The organism is Streptococcus sp. 959 (assembly GCF_013277075.1).
Classification (GTDB): domain Bacteria; phylum Bacillota; class Bacilli; order Lactobacillales; family Streptococcaceae; genus Streptococcus; species Streptococcus pseudopneumoniae_C.
Genome location: NZ_VMMF01000010.1, coordinates 61,072 through 80,616 on the forward strand (window position 1 = coordinate 61,072; position 19,545 = coordinate 80,616).

The 19,545-nt window shown below is 41.3% G+C and carries 28 protein-coding genes; all 28 read right to left on the minus strand.

The annotated features are described in order from the left end of the window. Positions 1 to 202 precede the first annotated feature (202 nt). Positions 203 to 1,735 (minus strand): cardiolipin synthase, encoded by a 1,533-nt coding sequence (gene cls, locus HT717_RS03455; protein WP_049540578.1) that lies wholly within the window; start codon positions 1,733 to 1,735, stop codon positions 203 to 205. Between the two features lie 139 nt (positions 1,736 to 1,874). Further along, complete coding sequence (locus tag HT717_RS03460) at positions 1,875 to 2,294, minus strand: SP_0198 family lipoprotein (RefSeq protein WP_049540576.1); 420 nt, start codon at positions 2,292 to 2,294, stop codon at positions 1,875 to 1,877. After that, positions 2,291 to 3,541, minus strand: coding sequence for a folylpolyglutamate synthase/dihydrofolate synthase family protein (locus tag HT717_RS03465; protein WP_049540574.1), 1,251 nt, complete (start codon positions 3,539 to 3,541; stop codon positions 2,291 to 2,293). The genes HT717_RS03460 and HT717_RS03465 overlap by 4 nt, the downstream gene beginning before the upstream one ends. A gap of 208 nt (positions 3,542 to 3,749) precedes the next feature. Further along, complete coding sequence (locus tag HT717_RS03470) at positions 3,750 to 4,055, minus strand: DUF1292 domain-containing protein (RefSeq protein WP_000017620.1); 306 nt, start codon at positions 4,053 to 4,055, stop codon at positions 3,750 to 3,752. A gap of 15 nt (positions 4,056 to 4,070) precedes the next feature. Beyond that, complete coding sequence (gene ruvX / locus HT717_RS03475; RefSeq protein WP_004239076.1) at positions 4,071 to 4,490, minus strand: Holliday junction resolvase RuvX; 420 nt, start codon at positions 4,488 to 4,490, stop codon at positions 4,071 to 4,073. A 3-nt stretch (positions 4,491 to 4,493) separates the two neighbouring features. Beyond that, positions 4,494 to 4,760 carry an IreB family regulatory phosphoprotein gene (locus HT717_RS03480; RefSeq protein ID WP_000507059.1) on the minus strand — a complete coding sequence of 89 codons (267 nt, stop codon included), beginning with the start codon at positions 4,758 to 4,760 and terminating at the stop codon, positions 4,494 to 4,496. A gap of 86 nt (positions 4,761 to 4,846) precedes the next feature. Beyond that, a complete protein-coding gene (locus tag HT717_RS03485) occupies positions 4,847 to 5,416 on the minus strand; it encodes an SP0191 family lipoprotein (RefSeq protein WP_173304397.1) in 570 nt (189 codons plus the stop codon). Positions 5,417 to 5,481: 65 nt separating this feature from the next. Beyond that, entirely contained in the window at positions 5,482 to 5,880 is a 399-nt protein-coding gene (gene spx / locus HT717_RS03490; protein WP_000591165.1) for a transcriptional regulator Spx, read from the minus strand. A 131-nt stretch (positions 5,881 to 6,011) separates the two neighbouring features. Continuing rightward, the gene (locus tag HT717_RS03495) at positions 6,012 to 7,073 is read right to left on the minus strand and encodes a Xaa-Pro peptidase family protein (RefSeq protein WP_173304399.1); all 1,062 of its coding nucleotides are present in this window, start codon (positions 7,071 to 7,073) and stop codon (positions 6,012 to 6,014) included. Further along, complete coding sequence (gene uvrA / locus HT717_RS03500) at positions 7,066 to 9,897, minus strand: excinuclease ABC subunit UvrA (RefSeq protein ID WP_173304401.1); 2,832 nt, start codon at positions 9,895 to 9,897, stop codon at positions 7,066 to 7,068. The genes HT717_RS03495 and uvrA overlap by 8 nt, the downstream gene beginning before the upstream one ends. Before the next feature lie 469 nt (positions 9,898 to 10,366). Continuing rightward, on the minus strand, positions 10,367 to 10,501 hold the full coding sequence (locus HT717_RS10040; RefSeq protein WP_257994393.1) for a hypothetical protein: 135 nt from the start codon (positions 10,499 to 10,501) through the stop codon (positions 10,367 to 10,369). A gap of 52 nt (positions 10,502 to 10,553) precedes the next feature. Continuing rightward, complete coding sequence (locus HT717_RS03505) at positions 10,554 to 10,925, minus strand: transcriptional regulator (RefSeq protein WP_173304403.1); 372 nt, start codon at positions 10,923 to 10,925, stop codon at positions 10,554 to 10,556. 353 nt (positions 10,926 to 11,278) lie between these two features. After that, positions 11,279 to 11,782, minus strand: coding sequence for a hypothetical protein (locus HT717_RS03510; protein WP_173304405.1), 504 nt, complete (start codon positions 11,780 to 11,782; stop codon positions 11,279 to 11,281). 70 nt (positions 11,783 to 11,852) lie between these two features. Beyond that, on the minus strand, positions 11,853 to 12,383 hold the full coding sequence (locus tag HT717_RS03515; protein WP_173304407.1) for a hypothetical protein: 531 nt from the start codon (positions 12,381 to 12,383) through the stop codon (positions 11,853 to 11,855). Between the two features lie 82 nt (positions 12,384 to 12,465). Then, entirely contained in the window at positions 12,466 to 12,642 is a 177-nt protein-coding gene (locus HT717_RS03520) for a hypothetical protein (RefSeq protein WP_000694570.1), read from the minus strand. A gap of 324 nt (positions 12,643 to 12,966) precedes the next feature. Beyond that, positions 12,967 to 14,463, minus strand: a complete 1,497-nt coding sequence (locus HT717_RS03525) for a phage/plasmid primase, P4 family (protein WP_000785436.1) — start codon at positions 14,461 to 14,463, stop codon at positions 12,967 to 12,969. Positions 14,464 to 14,626: 163 nt separating this feature from the next. After that, positions 14,627 to 15,487 carry a primase alpha helix C-terminal domain-containing protein gene (locus tag HT717_RS03530; protein ID WP_173304409.1) on the minus strand — a complete coding sequence of 287 codons (861 nt, stop codon included), beginning with the start codon at positions 15,485 to 15,487 and terminating at the stop codon, positions 14,627 to 14,629. Between the two features lies 1 nt (position 15,488). Continuing rightward, positions 15,489 to 15,635 carry a hypothetical protein gene (locus tag HT717_RS03535; RefSeq protein WP_000534152.1) on the minus strand — a complete coding sequence of 49 codons (147 nt, stop codon included), beginning with the start codon at positions 15,633 to 15,635 and terminating at the stop codon, positions 15,489 to 15,491. After that, positions 15,628 to 15,903 carry a hypothetical protein gene (locus tag HT717_RS03540; RefSeq protein WP_000492148.1) on the minus strand — a complete coding sequence of 92 codons (276 nt, stop codon included), beginning with the start codon at positions 15,901 to 15,903 and terminating at the stop codon, positions 15,628 to 15,630. The genes HT717_RS03535 and HT717_RS03540 overlap by 8 nt, the downstream gene beginning before the upstream one ends. Beyond that, on the minus strand, positions 15,896 to 16,237 hold the full coding sequence (locus HT717_RS03545) for a hypothetical protein (protein WP_000058833.1): 342 nt from the start codon (positions 16,235 to 16,237) through the stop codon (positions 15,896 to 15,898). Before HT717_RS03545 ends, HT717_RS03540 begins: the two co-directional genes overlap by 8 nt. Further along, positions 16,218 to 16,511 carry a hypothetical protein gene (locus HT717_RS03550; protein WP_173304411.1) on the minus strand — a complete coding sequence of 98 codons (294 nt, stop codon included), beginning with the start codon at positions 16,509 to 16,511 and terminating at the stop codon, positions 16,218 to 16,220. Before HT717_RS03550 ends, HT717_RS03545 begins: the two co-directional genes overlap by 20 nt. After that, positions 16,508 to 16,723 (minus strand): hypothetical protein, encoded by a 216-nt coding sequence (locus tag HT717_RS03555; protein ID WP_001003772.1) that lies wholly within the window; start codon positions 16,721 to 16,723, stop codon positions 16,508 to 16,510. The genes HT717_RS03550 and HT717_RS03555 overlap by 4 nt, the downstream gene beginning before the upstream one ends. A gap of 1 nt (position 16,724) precedes the next feature. After that, positions 16,725 to 16,925 (minus strand): hypothetical protein, encoded by a 201-nt coding sequence (locus HT717_RS03560; protein ID WP_000171243.1) that lies wholly within the window; start codon positions 16,923 to 16,925, stop codon positions 16,725 to 16,727. Continuing rightward, positions 16,922 to 17,374 (minus strand): hypothetical protein, encoded by a 453-nt coding sequence (locus tag HT717_RS03565; protein WP_000852438.1) that lies wholly within the window; start codon positions 17,372 to 17,374, stop codon positions 16,922 to 16,924. Before HT717_RS03565 ends, HT717_RS03560 begins: the two co-directional genes overlap by 4 nt. Before the next feature lie 16 nt (positions 17,375 to 17,390). Further along, a complete protein-coding gene (locus HT717_RS03570; RefSeq protein ID WP_000267708.1) occupies positions 17,391 to 17,588 on the minus strand; it encodes a hypothetical protein in 198 nt (65 codons plus the stop codon). A 284-nt stretch (positions 17,589 to 17,872) separates the two neighbouring features. After that, complete coding sequence (locus HT717_RS03575; protein WP_000424656.1) at positions 17,873 to 18,499, minus strand: Rha family transcriptional regulator; 627 nt, start codon at positions 18,497 to 18,499, stop codon at positions 17,873 to 17,875. After that, positions 18,490 to 19,260, minus strand: coding sequence for a BRO family protein (locus tag HT717_RS03580; RefSeq protein WP_000828332.1), 771 nt, complete (start codon positions 19,258 to 19,260; stop codon positions 18,490 to 18,492). The genes HT717_RS03575 and HT717_RS03580 overlap by 10 nt, the downstream gene beginning before the upstream one ends. A 15-nt stretch (positions 19,261 to 19,275) precedes the next feature. Continuing rightward, positions 19,276 to 19,494: a helix-turn-helix transcriptional regulator gene (locus HT717_RS03585; protein WP_000435333.1), complete on the minus strand. Its 219-nt coding sequence runs from the start codon at positions 19,492 to 19,494 to the stop codon at positions 19,276 to 19,278. Between the last annotated feature and the right edge of the window lie 51 nt (positions 19,495 to 19,545).

Sequence of the window (19,545 nt, forward strand, 5' to 3'; positions counted from 1 at the left end):
TTGTCAGCTTGCGATGGGTGTTTGAGTGATTTTTTGCATAGTTTCACAAAGGTTTCAATTTCCCGAAATCGGTGTAAATGTGTCTGTTTAAATGTCGTGATATAGTTTAATTCGTTCTGAGTCAGCATCTTCCCTCCTACATCTTCTTATTCGTAAAAGACAAGAAAAAGAGGACTGGTTTGTATCCTCAGTCCTAGATTTCTTATAAGATAGGGGCGAATAACTGGGCAATTTCCTTAATCAATTTTTGATACCAGCTATTTTTTATCGTATGAGGGAAAATTTCTTGCGATACCGAAAAAATCTCTTGAAAATCTTTTTGAATCTCAGTGATTGATTCTGTTTTATATAGCAAGACTGCATTTTCATAGTGGTGAAGCAAACTTCTATAATCTAAGTTAATGGTTCCAACTGCAGCAAAGTCCTTATCCACTAAGATTTGTTTACTGTGGATAAAGCCTGGACTATACTCAAAAATCCTTACTCCTGCTGACAACAAATCCGGATAGGCCCCTCTTGTGATGAGTTGGATTAATTTTTTATCCGGAATGAAAGGGGTCACAATGCGGACATCAACACCCCTCATGGCCGCATTTTTAATACTCTCTGTTAAGTCATAGTCAATAATCAAATAGGGCGTTGTGATATAGACTGAATCAGTGGCCTGATTAATCAAACTTTGATAGACTTTTTTCCCTACCTGGGTACGGAAGATGGGCTTGGGTCCACTACCGTAAGGAATGCAGAGCCCTTGGCCAGAACAAGGCTGATTTTCCAAGTGATACTGGTCAAAATCGCTGATTTCCCCACGATTGATGTACCAAGTCATCAAAAAGAGACGGGTGAGAGCCTTGACACCAGGTCCATCTAAGCGAATCCCACTGTCCTTCCAATAACCAAAGCGTTCTACATGATTGATGTACTCATCAGCTAAGTTAATGCCTCCTGTATAGGCTACCTGACCATCTATGACAAGGATTTTACGATGGTCCCGATTGTTGTAAGCCACCGTCAAACGAGGAATCACCTTATTAAACTTATGGGCTTCAATTCCTCGACTACGAAGTTGAATAGTATAATCTCCAGGTAAAGTTGCCATACAGCCGATATCATCATAGAGCATCTTGACCTCTACACCCTGAGCTGCCTTGTGCTCTAGTATGTCTAGTATGCTATTCCACATCAGACCTTCTTCGACAATATAATACTCTAGAAAGATAAACTTTTCAGCTTTCTTGAGGTCTTCCAACATATATTGCCACATGCTTTCACCCGAAGAAAAGAATTGTGAGTCTGTTCGATCATAGACATCGGCGTTACTATCCATACTTAACAAAGATTTGATAACTCCGTAAGCCGCCTTATCCTCTTCCTTCAATTTCTGGCGGAGAGCTTTACTATTATCCTCCCGAAAATGCATAGAACCAAGTTTGTCCAACTGCTTGATTTCTTTTTTGGATAATCGTCTTTCACCAAACATCAGATAGAGCAAGGGGCCAATGACAGGAACAAAAGTCACCACTAACCACATCACTTTACTATCAGGTGTCATTGAACGATTGACAATTGCGACAATAGTCGCCATACTCATAAAAATTAAGACAATTACCCAAAGAATAGGGGCCATACGCCCTAAATAAAGAAAGAGACCAAAAACAAGACAAAGCTCAAGTAACATAATCGAAAGACTAAAGCCATACTTGGACATCAATAATTGAAATTTTCTATATTTCATATCCCCTCCTTGATAGTTTGAATGCTAAAAACAGGTAATTGATACTAGTATAACTCAGGTATTCGACAGAAGGCAAGTATTTATGATTATTTTTCTGAGCAATCATAAAAGAGACCGAAAAATCCAGTCTCCTTCTAGTCTATTTTGATAAAACGATGCGATCAGACGCCTCTCTATCCATATCGTCGATAATCATCTGACTTCCATTGATTGCATAAATCTTGACATCATCCCCAATAATCATGCGTTGATTAGAGGCATCAAAGCTAACCTGCTTGATTTCTTGTTCCCCATCAGTTTCTACCTGTATCCAGGTGCCAGTTGTACCAGTCACTACCAAAGTGATACGGTCTCTTTCGTCCTGACCAGTATAAGTTCCATCAATATTAGTTGGTTGAGCCTCAGGCGTATTTTGTGAAGAACTTGTCGCTGCCTGGTTTGTATTTTCTGTGGAAGATGAAGCAACAGGTTGTGATTGCGGTTGAGCTGCTGGTTGTTGAACCTGTTGAACTCTTTGTGAACATGCTACTAAGAGACTAAGACTTGCTAGAGAGGTCAATTTATCTGCTCATGCTCCTGTAGGTGACTCCGTACTTCTGAGATAAAATAGAGAGACCCAGTAATGAACAACAAGTCCTGCGCGTCTGCCCTTGCTTCAAAACTGCTGATAAGTTCTCGGTAAGAAGGAATCACATCGTAACCTATTACATCTGTCTCCTCCAGAGCCCCTTGATAGTCAAAGCCGGTCACCTTTAGTTCCACCTGAGGCAAATTTTCAGTCAGATAAGCCAACATTCCCTGATAATCCTTGCGTTTCAAGGCTCCAAATAGGATTTGAGGTCGATAGCCTTCCTGCTCTTTTTCTTTGATAAATTCAACCAAGCGAGTCAAGGCAGGGAGGTTATGGGCACCATCCAAGTAAATCTGCGGGCGAATACGCTCCAAACGACCAGCCCAATGGGTCTTCTCCAAAGCATGTCTTACAACCTGTTCATCAACAGCTTCCCTTCCTTCTCTCATAAAGAGAAGAAATGCTTGTAGCGCCAAGGCAGCATTTTCCTGCTGATAGGCCCCTTCTAATCCTATTTTCAGCTGGGAAAGAGTACCTAAAGAACTTGAAAAATCACCATTCATCATTGAAAAATTCTGGCCTGCCTGATAAAGGGCAACAGCTAAAGATTCGGCTTTTTTCTGACAGACAAGCCTAGCTTCTGGAGCCAGCTTAGCAATCACTGCCTTCTTACCAGCCTTGAAAATACCGGCTTTCTGCTCTGCGATTGCTTCTAGACTATCACCCAAGGTCTCCTGATGGTCGAGCCCGATAGAGGTGATAACAGCAATCTCTCCAGTTACCACATTGGTCGTGTCAAGTAAGCCACCAATTCCCACTTCTAATAAAACCAAATCCACCTCTTGTTCCCTAAAATAAAGAAAAGCAATCAAGGTCAGCAATTCAAAAAAAGACAACTGATCATGGGTTTGTAGAAGCGTCTTTTCCATCTCCTTGACCTGCTCAGCTAAACGGATAAAGTCTATATCGGCTATTGGTTGCCCATTAATGCAGATTCGATCATTGATAGAGACGATATGAGGAGAGGTAAAGGTCGCAACTTTTTTTCCATGCCCCATGAATAACTCCCTCATGAAAGCAATGGTAGATCCTTTCCCATTAGTCCCCGTCACATGGATAATGGGATAAGATTTCTCCGGATTTCCTAATAAATCCACCGCTTGTTGCATTCGGCTCAAACCTGATCTAAAATTCAAACCAATCCGACTATGAAGCCATTCTTCTACTTCAAACATATACATCTCCTTAATTACAGGTTCAATCAACTGCTTCAATAAAGTCTCATAACTAACAAAAACGAGGCCAGGATTTTCGTCCCGACCTCTTACCTGGTTAGCTAATAACTAGCTACTATGAATATTAACGTGGGCTAAAAACGTCCCCCGGACTTACCAGTTCTCTCTTATTTTAAGGAACTGGGGTAAAAATGTTCACTGAACATTTTTACTCCTCCATAAAACTATTGAAGACTTCTTCAATCATGTTCCATTCGTCTTCTGAGTCTTCTGGGATTGGTTGCAATTCGCCTTCTGTTCCATCTTCGTTTTCGATGAATGAGTAAGCTTGGATTTCAACTTGTCCGTCTTCGTCTTCTTCTGCGTTAACTGGTACTAGAAGAACATAGTTTTTACCAAATTCTTCTTTTCCGTCAATCGTCAAAAGGATTTCAAACAAGGTTTCATTTCCTTGCTCATCTACTAGTGTGATTAGTTCACGTTCTTCGTGGTCGTGGTTATGATCGTGTGACATAGCCTCTCCTTTATATTAAAATTTTCTATCTAAATAATTTTGTAAAATCAGCTGAGCTGCTAACTTATCAATGACTTTCTTGCGCTTATTGCGACTGATATCTGCTTGTTCAATCAACATGCGCTCAGCAGCCACTGTTGTCAAGCGTTCATCCTGATAGTCTACTGGTAAACCAAAAAGCTCTTCTAGCTTTGCTCCGTATGCTTGACTAGCTTCCACGCGCGGTCCGCTTGTATTGTTCATGTTTTTAGGCAAGCCCACTACAAATCGTTCCACCTTATAAGTATCAACCAACTCTTTAACGCGGTCAAAACCAAATTGGCCTTGCTCCTCATTGATTTGGATGATTTCAAGCCCTTGAGCTGTAAAACCGAGCGGATCGCTAATAGCCACCCCTACCGTTTTTGAACCGACGTCCAATCCCATAATTCTCATAGGTTACAGATCGACTCCTTGTCCTTTTAGGTAGTAGCGAACCAACTCCTCAACGATTTCATCACGCTCATACTTACGGATTTGATTTCGTGCATTATTATAACGAGGAACGTAGGCAGGGTCTCCACTCAATACGTAGCCTACGATTTGGTTAATTGGGTTGTAGCCCTTATCGTTCAACGAAGCATAGACATCAGTCAAAGTTTCGCTAATTTCTTTTTTATTGGAATCGTCCAATTTAAAACGTACTGTTTCTTCAGTAAATCCCATTCTAACACCCTCTTTCCTTAGAATAGTACCATTATAGCATAATTCCTTACGTTCTACAATTCAGGCAGTCTATTTATTTGGATTTTCTATTGTTCTGTCGCACCATTTGCCAATCGGTCTGAAATATATTTGCTTGGTTCATTCTTCAAGAGATTTTCTAAACCAATGTTCTTCAAATATTCTAACTGAGAAGCCTTCTTGACATCCAGAACTTGAAAATCATAACTGGTCGTTGTTTGAAGTTCTGTTGCACTTAATAATTTGGTTTCAAGCTTAAAGCCTGCCAATTTACGAGCTTCTATGATGGATTCATCTTTCTCTTCCGCCTCGAGAAGAGCTTTTTGAGTTTCTTCCACTCCATGTTGGTCAATATAAGTCTTCAATTCATCAGAGACTGGACGCTTTTGTTGAATCGTTAAGCTCAAAAAAGTCTTATCCTTGTATGTAATGGTTTGGGTTTGCTGGCTACCATCACCTGACTTGGGCAAGACCAAAGTCTTGGTTACAACTGTATTCTTCTCGGCATTTTCAATAACTGGCAATGCTGACTGAAGCGTATCCTTTTCTGTTTTTGTAGCTGTTGCAGTTTCTTTTTTCTGCCCACAACCAGCCAGGACAAAAAGGAAAGCTAGACTAACAAGAACAATTTTTTTCATTTCTCTCTTCTTTCTTTTTCAGATTAAAACAGAACAAGACTGAGAATTGCTCCCAGCCTTGATGTTTATAGAGCTGCACGCAAACGTGCTTCTGCATTTTCTACATTACGGACAGAGCGTGGTAGGAAGGCACGAATATCGTCTTCCTTATAGCCAACTTGCAGGCGTTTTTCATCTACAAGGATTGGGCTCTTTAAAATTCTCGGTGTTTCCATAATCAGATTGAGAACTTCGTTGACACTCAAATCTTCAATATCCACTCCAAGGGCTTTGGCATAGCGATTTTTAGATGAGACGATGCTGGCTATTCCGTTATCTGTTTTGGTCAGAATATCCAGTAATTCTTCTCTCGTAATTCCTTCTTTACCAAGGTTTTGTTCTTTATAACTTAACTGGTGGGCATTGAGCCAGGTTTTTGCTTTTTTACAGCTAGTACAACTTGAGACTGTATAAATTTTAATCATGTACCTACCCCTTTCGCTACATGTTACTATCAGTTTAGTCTATTATACCATAAAAAACATCCGACTTGCGACCTATTTTTAAATTTTTTTGACTTTTTCCGTCATTTTCGTACTTTTTTCTTGACAAATAACTAAATGACTATCAACTCTTTTGGAGCTAGGGTCAACAATTCACAACCTGTCTCTGTAATCAGGATATCATCCTCGATACGAACCCCGTATTTACCTTCAATATAGATACCTGGCTCATCTGTCAATGCCATACCTGCCTTAATAGTTTCTGTAGAAGTCTGGCTAAAGTAGGGTTCCTCATGGATATCCAGTCCAATACCGTGTCCAATACCGTGGGTAAAGTAGTCGCCATAGCCTGCCTCGATGATAATATCGCGAGGAATTTTGTCAAAATCACGGAAACCTAATCCTGCCTTAGCCTGATCAATCAAGGCTTGGTTAGCTTTTAGAACCGTATTGTAAATCTCTGCCTGCTCGTCGCTAACATGCCCTAGATAGATAGTCCGTGTCATATCGCTGACATAGTGGTCATAGAGGCAGCCGAAATCCATGGTAATAGCTTCTCCCAGCTCAACTGGTTTGTGCATAGGATGGGCATGGGGTTTAGAAGAATTGATACCGCTAGCTAGAATGGTGTCAAAAGACAAGCCAGATGCTCCCAACTCACGCATGCGGAAGTCAAGGAAGTTGGCAATCTCAATCTCAGTCTTTCCTGGCTTAATAAAGTCAAGCGCATCGCGGAAAGCTTGGTCTGAGATAGAACAAGCCTTGCGAATCGCTGCAATCTCCTCTTCATCCTTAATCATTCGAAGACTTTCAACAAACTGAGTTTGTGGAAGCAAGTCAATTCCTGCAAAAGCTGCCTGCATACGGTGATAATAAGATACTGAAATCTCGTCCTCAAAACCGATTCGAGACAAGCCCATGTCCTTAACCATTCCTGCAATGACAGCCAATTCATCACGATCTGCCACAATCTCAAAACCACTGGTTTCTTGCTTGGCTGCAATGATATAGCGAGAGTCTGTCACCAAGACCTGACGGTCACGGCTGATGAAGACTGTTCCGTTTGAGCCCCAAAAACCAGTCAAATAATAGACGTTTTTAAGGTTATTGATGATGATTCCATCCAGTTCTTTTTCTTGCATTTTAGATAGAAATGCTTGTATGCGTTTATTCATGATGTAACTTTCCTTTCAAATAGTGTCCTGTGTAGCTGGCTTCGTTGGCCGCTACTTCTTCTGGAGTTCCTGTTGCGATGATGGTTCCACCGCCGACACCGCCCTCAGGACCCAAGTCAATAATATGGTCTGCAGTCTTAATAACATCTAGATTGTGCTCTATAACAAGGACTGTATTGCCATCGTCTACAAAGCGAGCTAAGACTGTAAGCAAGCGAGCAATGTCCTCAGTATGAAGCCCTGTTGTCGGCTCATCCAGAATGTAGAAAGATTTTCCTGTCGAGCGTTTGTGAAGTTCACTAGCCAGTTTCATACGCTGAGCTTCTCCCCCAGAAAGGGTGGTAGCAGGTTGCCCCAATGTCACATAACCAAGTCCCACATCCTTGATAGTCTGAAGTTTGCGTTGAATTTTCGGAATATGTTGGAAGAACTCCACCGCATCATTGACAGTCATATCCAAGACTTGCGAGATATTTTTTTCCTTGTAATGAACTTCTAGGGTCTCACTGTTGTAGCGGGTTCCATGGCAAACTTCACAAGCCACGTAAACATCTGGCAAGAAGTGCATCTCAATCTTGATAATCCCGTCACCTGAGCAGGCTTCACAGCGACCACCCTTGACGTTGAAACTGAAACGCCCCTTCTTGTAGCCTCGAATCTTGGCTTCATTTGTCTGGGCAAAGAGGTCACGTATGTCGTCAAAAACTCCTGTATAGGTAGCTGGGTTGGACCTCGGCGTTCGTCCGATTGGACTCTGGTCAATGTCAATCAAACGATCAACATGCTCAATCCCTGTGATGGTCTTAAACTTACCAGGCTTGTCTGAATTGCGGTTGAGCTTCTGGGCAATGGCTTTTTTGAGGATGCTATTGATTAGGGTAGATTTCCCTGAACCCGATACCCCTGTCACCGCGATGAATTTTCCTAATGGGAAACGAGCGGTAACATTTTGCAAGTTATTCTCACGAGCTCCTATCACTTCGATAAAGCGACCATTTCCCACACGACGCTCTTCTGGTACTGGAATAGCACGTTTACCTGATAAGTACTGGCCTGTGATAGACTTACTGTTGCGAGCCACCTGTTTGGGAGTTCCTGCAGCAACAATCTCCCCACCAAAAACACCGGCACCGGGACCAACGTCAATCAGGTAATCCGCCTCACGCATGGTATCTTCGTCGTGTTCCACCACGATGAGAGTATTGCCCAAATCACGCATCTTTTTCAAACTGGCAATCAGACGGTCATTATCCCTCTGGTGGAGCCCGATCGACGGCTCGTCTAGGATATAAAGGACGCCTGATAGGTTAGATCCAATCTGGGTTGCCAAACGAATACGCTGACTCTCACCACCCGAAAGGGTTCCTGCCGAACGAGACAGGGTTAGATAGTTAAGACCCACGTTATTAAGGAAGGTCAAACGGTCCTTGATTTCCTTGAGAATAGGCCGAGCAATGATGGTTTCATTTTCAGATAGGGTCAGCTGGCTCACCAAGTCCAAGTTATCTGCGATAGACAAGTCTGAAATTTCTCCGATATGTGGCCCTTGCTCACCACCCACACGGACAGACAAGGCCTGGTCATTGAGACGATAGCCGTGACAGGTTCCGCAGGTTAGCTCATTCATGTAGAGACGCATCTGGGTGCGCGTGTAGTCACTATTAGTTTCATGGTAGCGACGTTTGATATTATTGACAACTCCTTCAAATGGAATGTCAATATCGCGCACACCACCAAATTCATTCTCATAGTGGAAATGAAATTCCTTGCCATCTGAGCCGTAGAGAATCAAGTTCTTATCTTCTTCTGACAAGTCCTCAAAAGGCTTATCCATGTCCACTCCAAAGGCCGTCATGGCCTGCTCTAGCATATTTGGATAATAGTTAGAAGAGATAGGATTCCAAGGTGCTAGCGCCCCCTCACGTAAGGTTTTGCTGGCATCTGGCACTACCAAATCAGTATCCACCTCCAGCTTGATGCCCAAGCCGTCACACTCACTACAAGAACCAAAAGGAGCATTGAAGGAGAAGAGACGTGGCTCTAACTCTGGAACAGTAAAGCCACAAACTGGACAGGCATAATGCTCAGAGAAGAGCAACTCAGAGTCGTCCATAGTGTCGATAATGACATAGCCTTCTGCAATACGAAGGGCAGCCTCAATGGAATCAAAGAGACGACTACGAATGCCCTCCTTGATGACAATACGGTCAACTACGACATCAATATTGTGTTGCTTGCTCTTGGACAACTCTGGCACTTCGGTCACATCATAGACTTCCCCATCCACACGGACACGGACATAACCATCTTTCTGAACCTTTTCAATGACGCTCTTGTGCTGTCCTTTTTTCTTGCGGATAACTGGTGCTAAGATTTGTAGGCGCTGGCGTTCTGGCAATTCTAAGACCCTATCAACGATCTGCTCCACAGAAGAAGCCTTGATAGCCCCATGCCCGTTGATACAGTAAGGCGTCCCCACACGCGCGTAGAGGAGACGCAGATAGTCATTGATTTCAGTCGTGGTTCCTACCGTCGAGCGAGGGTTTTTACTAGTCGTTTTCTGGTCGATGGAAATAGCTGGGCTGAGACCATCAATGGCATCTACATCAGGCTTCTCCATATTTCCCAAAAACTGACGAGCATAGGCTGACAAGCTCTCCACATAGCGACGTTGTCCCTCCGCATAGAGGGTATCAAAGGCCAGACTGGATTTCCCTGAACCTGACAAGCCGGTCACAACAACCAGCTTGTCTCGCGGAATCTCCACATCAATATTTTTTAAATTATGGGCACGCGCCCCATGAATGACAATTTTATCTTGCATCTTTGTTCTTTCTAGTCCATTATTGCTTACCATTATACCAAAAAAAGTGAGATTCTATTACCCAAAAGGCCGATTTTGTAGTATAATAAAAAACTTCTTATTTTATGTTTTCTTAGGGCTTCCTGACCCTTATATCACGCGCTTTTGAACAAAAAACACTAACATTACTTTTTACTACTTGCTCCCCCAAAGTACGCAAAAAGGGGAGCAAAAAAGCCCCACAAAAGGGCTAAGATTTGACGAGTTCAGCAGGCAAGAAACTAGCACGGTCAAACGTGCTTTTTTTATTGCTGGTTGCTGATAGGTATATTATACCATGAAGCGCGTGGTTTATAAGATTATGGCCTCACAAAAGCCCCCAGATTCGTTTCTAAGGGCTTGTAGTTTGTCCGTGGTGCTTTAGTTGTCCAGTACGAAACCAAGCGAAATAGGGGGCGAATATGAAGCCTACGCCTACATTTGCCAACATTTACGCTTCTAATTCTTGTAGTAAGGTTAAATCTAAACCATCAAGGTCAACATCTATTTCAAAATCCATGTTTAAATCTATCTCCATATCCTCTAATTGGATATTCTCCAGATCAATCAAAAAATCTTCAATCATGTCATCCCCCTCACTTAAATCTTAACATTTCTCAACAAAACACCACAAACGCCTACTTATATGCTTCTAGCTCTCCGTTCTGGTGGATTCTCGCAAAGTTTAAGACGGCTATCTGTTTGTATCGGTGGTAGCTAGTGGAGCTAGTACCTGCCATTTCTACGCATTCGCTCATTGTTTTCTTTCTCATGTAGCAATAATGGATAATGAAGTATTTTCTGGCTCTCTCGTTCTCTATGCTGTTGATGTCTTGGGCGAATATCTCCAATCCCTCACGGATTGCTTTTTCATGCTCACCGCTCAAATTCCACTGATCAGGTAAGACAAGTTCCCAAGCCTCTTCATCTATTGTAACTTGGTTTTCACTCCCTGCCATCCTCTGGAATCTCAGAAAGTAAGTCAGCCCTGTGCTGGCTTTTTTTTGCATTTTCTCGGCGTTCGCTCGGAGTTCAACACACATAACCCTGCCATTTGTCAGGCATATTTACTGCCACTACCTAAGAAAAATCTCACCTTTTCTAACCCTCGGTAAACCTCTCTATCTTGTGGTTCTATCACTAGAAAAAAAGCCCTGTACCTTTGTAAAACCTTAGTATTTTTAAATACACAACCTTATACTAATCTTATACTTTTTATATATGCTACCTCACCAAAACCTCACCCTTTTTTGGAACGCTCTGCTTACTTAAATCCTTGATATATCTAGCTTTTTTTAACATTCAAACCGTCTAATATGTAGTATTTGTTCGTTTTGTAAATTGCACACTACTTCATATTGTCTCACAATCTCGAACCATTCAGCCAAAATCTATCCCCTTTTTCAATATACTTCAAAAACTTCTTATAGTGCTTATGATACCTGTCACGCTTCATATACCTTGGTCTTTCAGGGAAACCATCAAACATATATCTACCACGTCTAGGACTCCACCCTGGTTCTACCTTTCTGGCTTCTTTTAGTGCAAGCTCCCAGTAGTATTGGCAATCCGTTTTGCTACGGTTCAGGGTACTCTTGTGGATATCTAGACAAGTACCGCAACTAAAATATAAATACCGTTTATAAAGCAACCTGCACCGTCTACCACAATCAGGGCAAAGAAAGAAATATCGATTACCTCCCTTAGTTCCTGCTATTCTGTCTAATTCAAATGACTCTACACCAAAATCAATCATTAAATTATCCAAATCAATCTCTAAACGTTTACCGTCCAACTCTGCTATACCCTTAGATATTCCTCTCAGCTTCATTGGTTTAGTGATTGTTTCTATTGCTAACTGCTTCATTATTTCCCCCTATATGGAAAAACCCAAAACTATTGACTTGATAGCAAAAAGGGGATTGCTCCCCTGTGTTCTACTTCAAATGCTCTGTATAACCAGCAAGGCCTTTATATTCGCCCTCTACGTCCAACTTTTGGAGTAGGCTAATACTTTCATCGCCCAGCTTTTCCAACGTACCAAAAGCGGTCATAGAGTCCATAGGGATAGGCTTATCAGAAAGCAAGCGATCAGCATAGTCTAATAGTTCTAGCTCGTAGTCTGTTACTTTCTCCAGCAAACTCTCAAAATCCTCTGACTCTTTGAGTTGAAGCACGCGCTCCCGTTTATAACGTTCCTCAAATGCTTCAGCCTCTTCTGGTTGTTTGTGGTAGTCTTTAAAGCTATCACAAATACGCTTGAAAGTCTTGTTTAGCTTGTGATCTTCCACATACTCAGCGACAAGCGTTCCCTTATCCTTGTAGGTCAATGAGATTACAGGCTGGCAATATGTTCCAGTCATATATCCCAGTAGCGCGTGACCTGCTACTTGAGCGGTCGCCTGATCACAAAAATAGTAAGTGAAAGTGAATGTTTTTGCTTTATCTGAAAATGTTTTTAATGTCATGTTGTTTTTCCTCTTTCTGTTTTAAGGGTGTCACTAGTAGTTACACCATTGCAAGGGGGTCGGTACTATCTACCCCATTTTGTTATCTGTATAATACTAGCAAACCAGCAATCGCACCCATACCATCACTATCTCCTACGGTTGCGGTTGAATGTTTTACATCAATTACCTGCACGGTCGCCATAAAATCATTTACTTCCTGTTCAAAATTTTCTAGTGATTGTTGCCATTTGTAATAAAAAAATAGTTTAATTTTCATGTTTTTTACTCCTTTTGTACTTAATTGATTTTTCTGTCCCCTTTTTTATACGCTTCTTACAAATTTTATACACTTGTTTTTAAAAGTGTATAAAAAATAAAGTCAGTAATGCCAAGGTTTTTGCTATTGTTTTATACACTTTATACGCTTTATACATTAAAATAAAAACATATATAGGGATAATAGGGACCCCATTTTTAAAACATAATATAAGGAAATTTTTTTATTTCCGTGTTTTTCGTATAAAGTGTATAAAACCCTTGATATGACAACGTTTTTAAGTGTATAAAATTTTTGCCCTACTGTGTAAAGTGTATAAAATTCTTATTTTCTTTTCCTTCTCTTTTTGTACTCTGGCCAATGGTTGTAATACCCGCGTTCATTCTTTGGCTTTTTCTGCTTTTCGGGTGTTGCCCTACCATTAGCATAGGCTACGCTTGCAAACGGCGGTAGGTCTTCTTTAGGATAAAAACCTTTATGGATCTGTTGCCCTGCAGGGATAACCTTCTGGCCAACTGCGAAACCTTCAGGCAGGTTGCTTTTGATTTCTCGATGTAAGCCCATTTCTGACCTGTTTTCTTTAATACCATAGTATTCTAGGAAACCTTTCCAAACGTGATAGACAAAACTATTAGGAATAAACTCACTTGTCAATTCATCAGTAAAAAACTTAGAAACAAAATCAATAACGGGGTTCATGTCTTTATGGTGTTCTTCAAGTATTTCAATAGACTTCGTAGGGTTAATGTCAGCGATTGGTGTTTCAATAGCCAACTTAACCAGGTACTCCAGCACTTCTTTGCGGTTAATGTAATCGTCTTTGATAGCCTTGTTAGGATTACCTTTGAATATTTTGGTAAAAGGTAAAATTCTAAATCGCCTATCAATAGCTGATTTATCCCCGTTCATTCTTGGTAAACCATTAGAAGATTGTACTACCGTCATATTAAGGCGTATGCTATAAGGGCGTTTCCCTTTGTCCTCTATGGTCATTATGTCGCCTGTTGCTAAGCTAAACATATCTGAAGTGTCTCTAATTACTGCGTCCTTTTGTACATCATCACCGATTACAAGCGACTTTCCCAATAATATAGACGTTGAAAATTGACTTTTTGTTAAACCAGTGATCTTCAAACTTGCCACATTTTCCATACCAACTAGGTTTATAAGTAACTGCTGAAAAGTTCCTTTTCCTGTTCCACCTTCACCGAAAAGCCAAAAGATTTTTTGCAAAGACTGCCCTGTGACGCTTGCTTTTATAATCTGGATAGCAAGGTTATAAAGCTCCTTGTCACCGTCAAACAACTCTAAAAGCCAAGCTGTCGGCTTCCAGCCGTTAATTATAGGCTCTTCTGCTCCAGGGCTATAACCTGTTTTTATCTTTCTTGTTGCTGTAATCTCTGGTGTCGTTTCTTCAAAAATGCCTGTCTTAGCATTGTATAGCTGTTTCCCAATTACAGTATAATTGCCTTGGATTTCCCTCATTTGGCTCTGTCTAGCTATTTTATAAAGCGTGTCAAATGCCTGTTTTTCCGTTGCGTTTGGATAAATGACAGAAATAAGATCTTGCAAAAATTCATTATCCTCTAACCAGATACCAAAATCAGGATTATAGAAATATAATGGGGCTTTTTGCCCTTGTGCCTCTGGCTTAATTCTAATAAATCGGACGTACTTTTTTAACATAATAGCAACTCCCAGCGGATTAGTTGGTAAGGCCTTACTGCTCTTTTCCTCGCCTTTCTGCTGGGCTAGTTCTTCATGCTGGGCCTCGGTCAACCTGCCTGCCTTTACATTTTCAAGGTGTTTGCTGTCTGCCATAACTTCTTCATAAGCTTGCTGATAAGCCTTGTCCTTGATTTCTTGACACTCTTTGATAAGCTGTCCCCTAACACCTTTGAAAGTCTTAAAGTGCTTATCTTCGCTTTCACGCGCCTCTAAGATTTCACTTTCTAGGTTTCCTAATTCTTCTAGTTCTATGGTTCTATCCTCTCTTTCTATATTCAGCCCGTGCTATACTGCTAAAAGTGCGGTCTAGCTCTTCAATAGGCAATGGTTCAACTGTCACGCTATTAGCTATCTTTGTCAGCTCGTAGGCGGTCTCTAGGTCGCAATCAACCCACTTATTAAAGAGTAAACCTACAAAGCGTGTCAGTGCTACGTTGCGCCCTCCCTCATCTCCAAAGCCATTAAAAAGCGTGTCAATAATTCTCATGGTCATTGACCTCTGGCCACTTGCTCTAGGCTTGTAACGCTCCGTAGTTTCTTGCTTCGCTCTTGGTTCAACCTTGGGGACTGGATAATCTAGGCCATGCTCCACAACCTTTTGATAACTTGCTGGGTCGCCTGTTGTTACTGGTAGCCCTTGGAGTTGTGACCAGGTTAGACTGACCATGTCAAAGGGTAGCCCAATCTTGTCCGCTATCTCCTTAACTACCTGCTTATAGGTTGCCTCATTCATCACGTTGTTAGGCTTCACTACAAGGCGAAAACGGGGCTTTTCTAAGCTATGTTTGATAGTCGGGTATAAGATATAGGAGTAGCCAAATAAAGCGCTAGAAACAGCCTTTATAAAGCCCTCAGACGTCCCCTGTATATCGTCATAATCAAGGAAAATCAAATCCCGATAGATTAGACTGGAGTTGTTTCGCTTGTAACTGCCATGCTTTTCTGGTGTCACTTTGCCACTTATACAGTAAGGCGCTTGTGTACGTTTAAATTCTTCAATGTTTGCCCCTTCAGGGACTACCAAAGGCTTAAAGCGTTCAATGTACTGGAACGGCTCAATTTTATCAAATGGATAGACAAGATTACCCTGAAAGCCTCTAGCCTCGTAAATCGTCATATCAGCTCCCTTTCCGACGTTTCTTCCTCAGTTTCTTCAGTTGTTTCCGTTCTTTGAGTTGCTTCAACTTTGGGCGTCTGACCTTGGTTTTATCTTCCTTGGCTAACTTCATACCAGCATAAGCTGGCTCTGTCATGTATCTACCCATTTTCTACCCCCAGAAACTTCCAGATGTCAGTTATTTTATAGTAAACCTTTCTTGTATCTTCAAGCGGTGGATGGTATCGTCTTAGCCCTGCTTTTTCCCATTTTTGGAGTGTCATATATTTTATATCTAACTCGTCCATGACTTCCTGGGCTGATATTAAGCCTGTCAGTCGTGGTTTGAGTCTATCACGCGCTTCATGGTATCTTTCCACTACCTCCAGAATGCCATGCACTAGGTCTTGCTCACTTTCTCGGCTTAGGCTAAACATATCCGCCCACCTCCTTCAAGGTTTCTTTGTAGCTTTCTAGGTCGCTGTTCATCAACACCGCTAGGCGCTTTTCTTCTTCTCGTATCTGATTGTAAAATGTTTTTGCTCCGTCCAGTAGCTCCTCTTTGTTAGCTGGGATAAAATATCCTCTAAATGTCCCATGGCGAACCCCAACAATAGGAACGCTATGGCGCGTGATTAGACGGCTGATAATATCTTGCACGGTTCTTTCTGCTAGCTTAGTGATCAGGCTGATTTCTGCCCCTGTTATGGAGTTCTCAGCCCCTACCTTGATTAGTCTTAATACTCGTTTGTCATTCTCTGATAGACTCATTCAGTTCCTCCTCTCCTTTGCTTTTATTCACAAAGGTTATTTGTCCGCTCACTACCCCTTGCAAAATATCTTTTTGAGTTTCTATGATTGTATCCAAGGTTTTCAAAATAGCTGTCTTAGTCTCTAAATCAAACGCTTGTTTTGTCAACAAGCCCATAGTTACAGCTAACTTTGTTGCATTGTCCATACACGTAGCTAGAAAAATATCTTTAGTAAAATAAGGTTCATCTGGTATTTTTTCACTATCAAGGTATATCTTCACTATGTAACTCATTTCATCCCTCCGTAAACTCTTACCCCTGCAAGCTGGATATATCGCCCATAATCAGGGTTTAAATCCTCGCTAGGTGTTTCTATCGTCTGTTGGTTTTCTCGCTCAAATTGGGCGCTTTTTTTGCGGTCTCGGTGGTTTAGATAAAGCAGTAAGCCAATCAGTACCATCATAGAGATTACCGCCTGTGTATTGGTCAAATCTAATTCATTCATGTCATGCCCTCGCTTTGTAATTCTTGATATAGTCCACTTGATCAGTTCGCTCCATCTTCAGGAACTCGTCCACCTCTTCGGTGCTTACTTTTCTATCTACAAAATCAGCAATAAACTGGAAGAGGTTCGGATTCCTCTCCTTGATTTCAGCCATTTGTCCATCAAATTCTGCTTGTGTCATGTTGTCTAGGTCCAGTGTCATTGCATTGCCTCCTCAAACTTCTCTATAAGACAACTTTTATTTACTCTCTGAGTTCCATTTTTAGAGTTAAAAAGAATATCTTTTAAGGTTACAGTAGCCTCTAAATACTCCTTTTCAGCATGCTCTATATACGCCTGTTGCTCTGCTTCGTTGTCAAAAAAGTGCTTTGCTTGGCGTTTAAAGAAGGCTTGTCGCATAGCGTCCATTTCAAAAATACCAGGGTGGAAAAACATTCCCGTAGTGCTTTTAGAAACTGCCTCGATTTTATGGCGGTCATTCAATTCAGGAAGTTCAATCCAAAGTAAACGGGATAAATCTTCTTTGATGGATTTTGTCTGACTTGCCAATAACGAAAGGCTATTAAGCCCATTTTTTTCGCCAATTTCTCGCATTTCTGCATTAATTCTATCTATACGTCTAGTTAAAATCTCGTATGTTGTTTCTGCCATACTTTTACCTCTGTTCCTATGTTGTGTAATTGCCCTGATGGCTTTTTAATGCTTTTTTACTATACTGGATATCCTCACACTCAAAGTTTTGCGATGGCGAGTGTGGGGATTTTGAATGGTTGTTTCTTATACAGTTTTTCTTGCCTACAGCCTCATGCTCTCGGTCGCCAAATTTCTGAGCATGGGGCTTTTTAATGCCGTTTTCCTGCCACATGCCTCACACTCTCCTCGACCAAAATTTGAGTGTGGGGATTTTTGAGTTGTTTCTTATAGACGATATCCTCACGCTCAGACTCGCCAAATTGAAAGCGTGAGAAAGTACCAGTTTTAAGAGTTGGCGCTCTCCGTATGGTCAAATTGCCCTAAATATGCTATAATCTAGGTATAAATCTTACTAAAACCTCTTTGATAATAGCTTGCCTGCTTTGTTAAATTCGTTTTAGTGTTAGTGTTAAAGGCTTTGCGGTGTGGTTATTGCTAAGCCTTTTTTTGTTGCTCTCACGCGCTTCTTTGGCGTGTTTTTTTATTTCTGAATGCCATAGCTTTGATTTCTTGATAACTCATATTCAAGCCGATCATGGCTATTACCATGTCCTCAAATGCCTGGTATTGCTCCAGCTCGTCACTGGTCAAGCTATCGATGCCATTATAGCCCCCACGTTCTTCCCTTAACTGCTTAGCGTTCCTGTCGGTTACTGCTTTTAGTAGCAGGTTATTCATGGTGCTATGCGCGTGCTTGGGTGCATTAGTCCATGTCTCAATACTGTCATGCAGTGTTTTTCTTTTTGGCTTTTCTAGCGCCCTCTGCATACGAAACTTAGAAAGTTCCTCACGCATTTCAAAGAAGGCTTTGACTAGGTTCTTCTTAAACTCTTTTACGGGTTCTGTATTTCGTAAGTAAGTGATCAGCAATGTTGCTTGTTGTTCATTTAAAATATAGTCCCGTACATTTTGCCCACTTTCTGAAGGTGAAATTTTAAATTGCACCTTTCCAAAGCTTTCAAAGTCCTCTCGGTGCTTATTCAGCAAAATTTTTAAATGTCTGTGCTTAACGTCTGCACATTCTGCAACAATACTGCTTAATGTATACGGCTCTTTTTTACCGTCCATATAGACTAGTTCCATTGTGGTTCTACCTCCTGCATAAATCTGGTCAGCTTGCTTGTCAGACGGCTCTTCTCGTCCATATTCTGAGCCTCTGCAATGGCTTTGGCTAGTGTGTCGATATAATACCGCTCTGCCTCTGCCAACGTGTCAGGGGCTTTTATAGTGGTCTGTGGTTCTTCCACCAATTCCCCAGCCATGTAGTAGCCGTTTAGTCGGATTTCTTTCAGAATGTGCTTGACCACTTTTTTAAACTCTTTTGCTAGTGGTTTGCGTGACTGCGATAAAACTTCATAGACTCCGAACTCTGTCAGCATATTCATTTCTCTTTTTTGACCTGCCCTAGATATTACATAGGTCAGCTTTTCATCATCATCTACCCGTTTTAGTAAATCTGTGGTGTTTTGGATTTCAATCATCTCAGCAATCTCTACCGCTACAAATAACGGATTTTGAATGTCTCCATAAACATCAAAATATTTAGATCCGAATCGTTGAGTTGTTACAACTTCCAAAACTTCCTTTTTGTTATGTTGTTCTCCTTTGGGGTAGAAGTTCCCAAAAAAATCACATAAATCTTTTTGCTGTGTTGTCATGTCTTTCTTAACCTCTCTGTATAACTGATTTAGTCTTTTTCTGCTTTCCTTGTTGGGCTTATGCTTGCCCTGTGCCCACTTGCCAACTGTTCGGGGATCTATGCCTATTCGTTGGCCAATAGCTACCAAGTTCAGCCCGTGAGTGGTTCGCATTTCATCGATGACCCTTGTATAGTTCCTCTTCATTGCTTGCCTGCCTTTCTATTTTTGTACGCTTTTTTTCGTACTTTCTCCTAAAAAAATAATGTCCATCGAAACATTATAAAGAGAGGTCAAGTCTTGCAATAAGTCAATTGGTATTTTAGTACTATCTTTTTCGTACTTTGCGATAGTCTGAAAACTTCGGTTAAGTTTTTTACCAACTTCACGAAGTGTAAAACCTGCCGTAATACGTGCCGCTTTTAGCGTTATCTGTTCCATTTAGCAACTCCTTTCCTTTTGGACTTGGTTATAGTGTACGCTTTTTTTCGT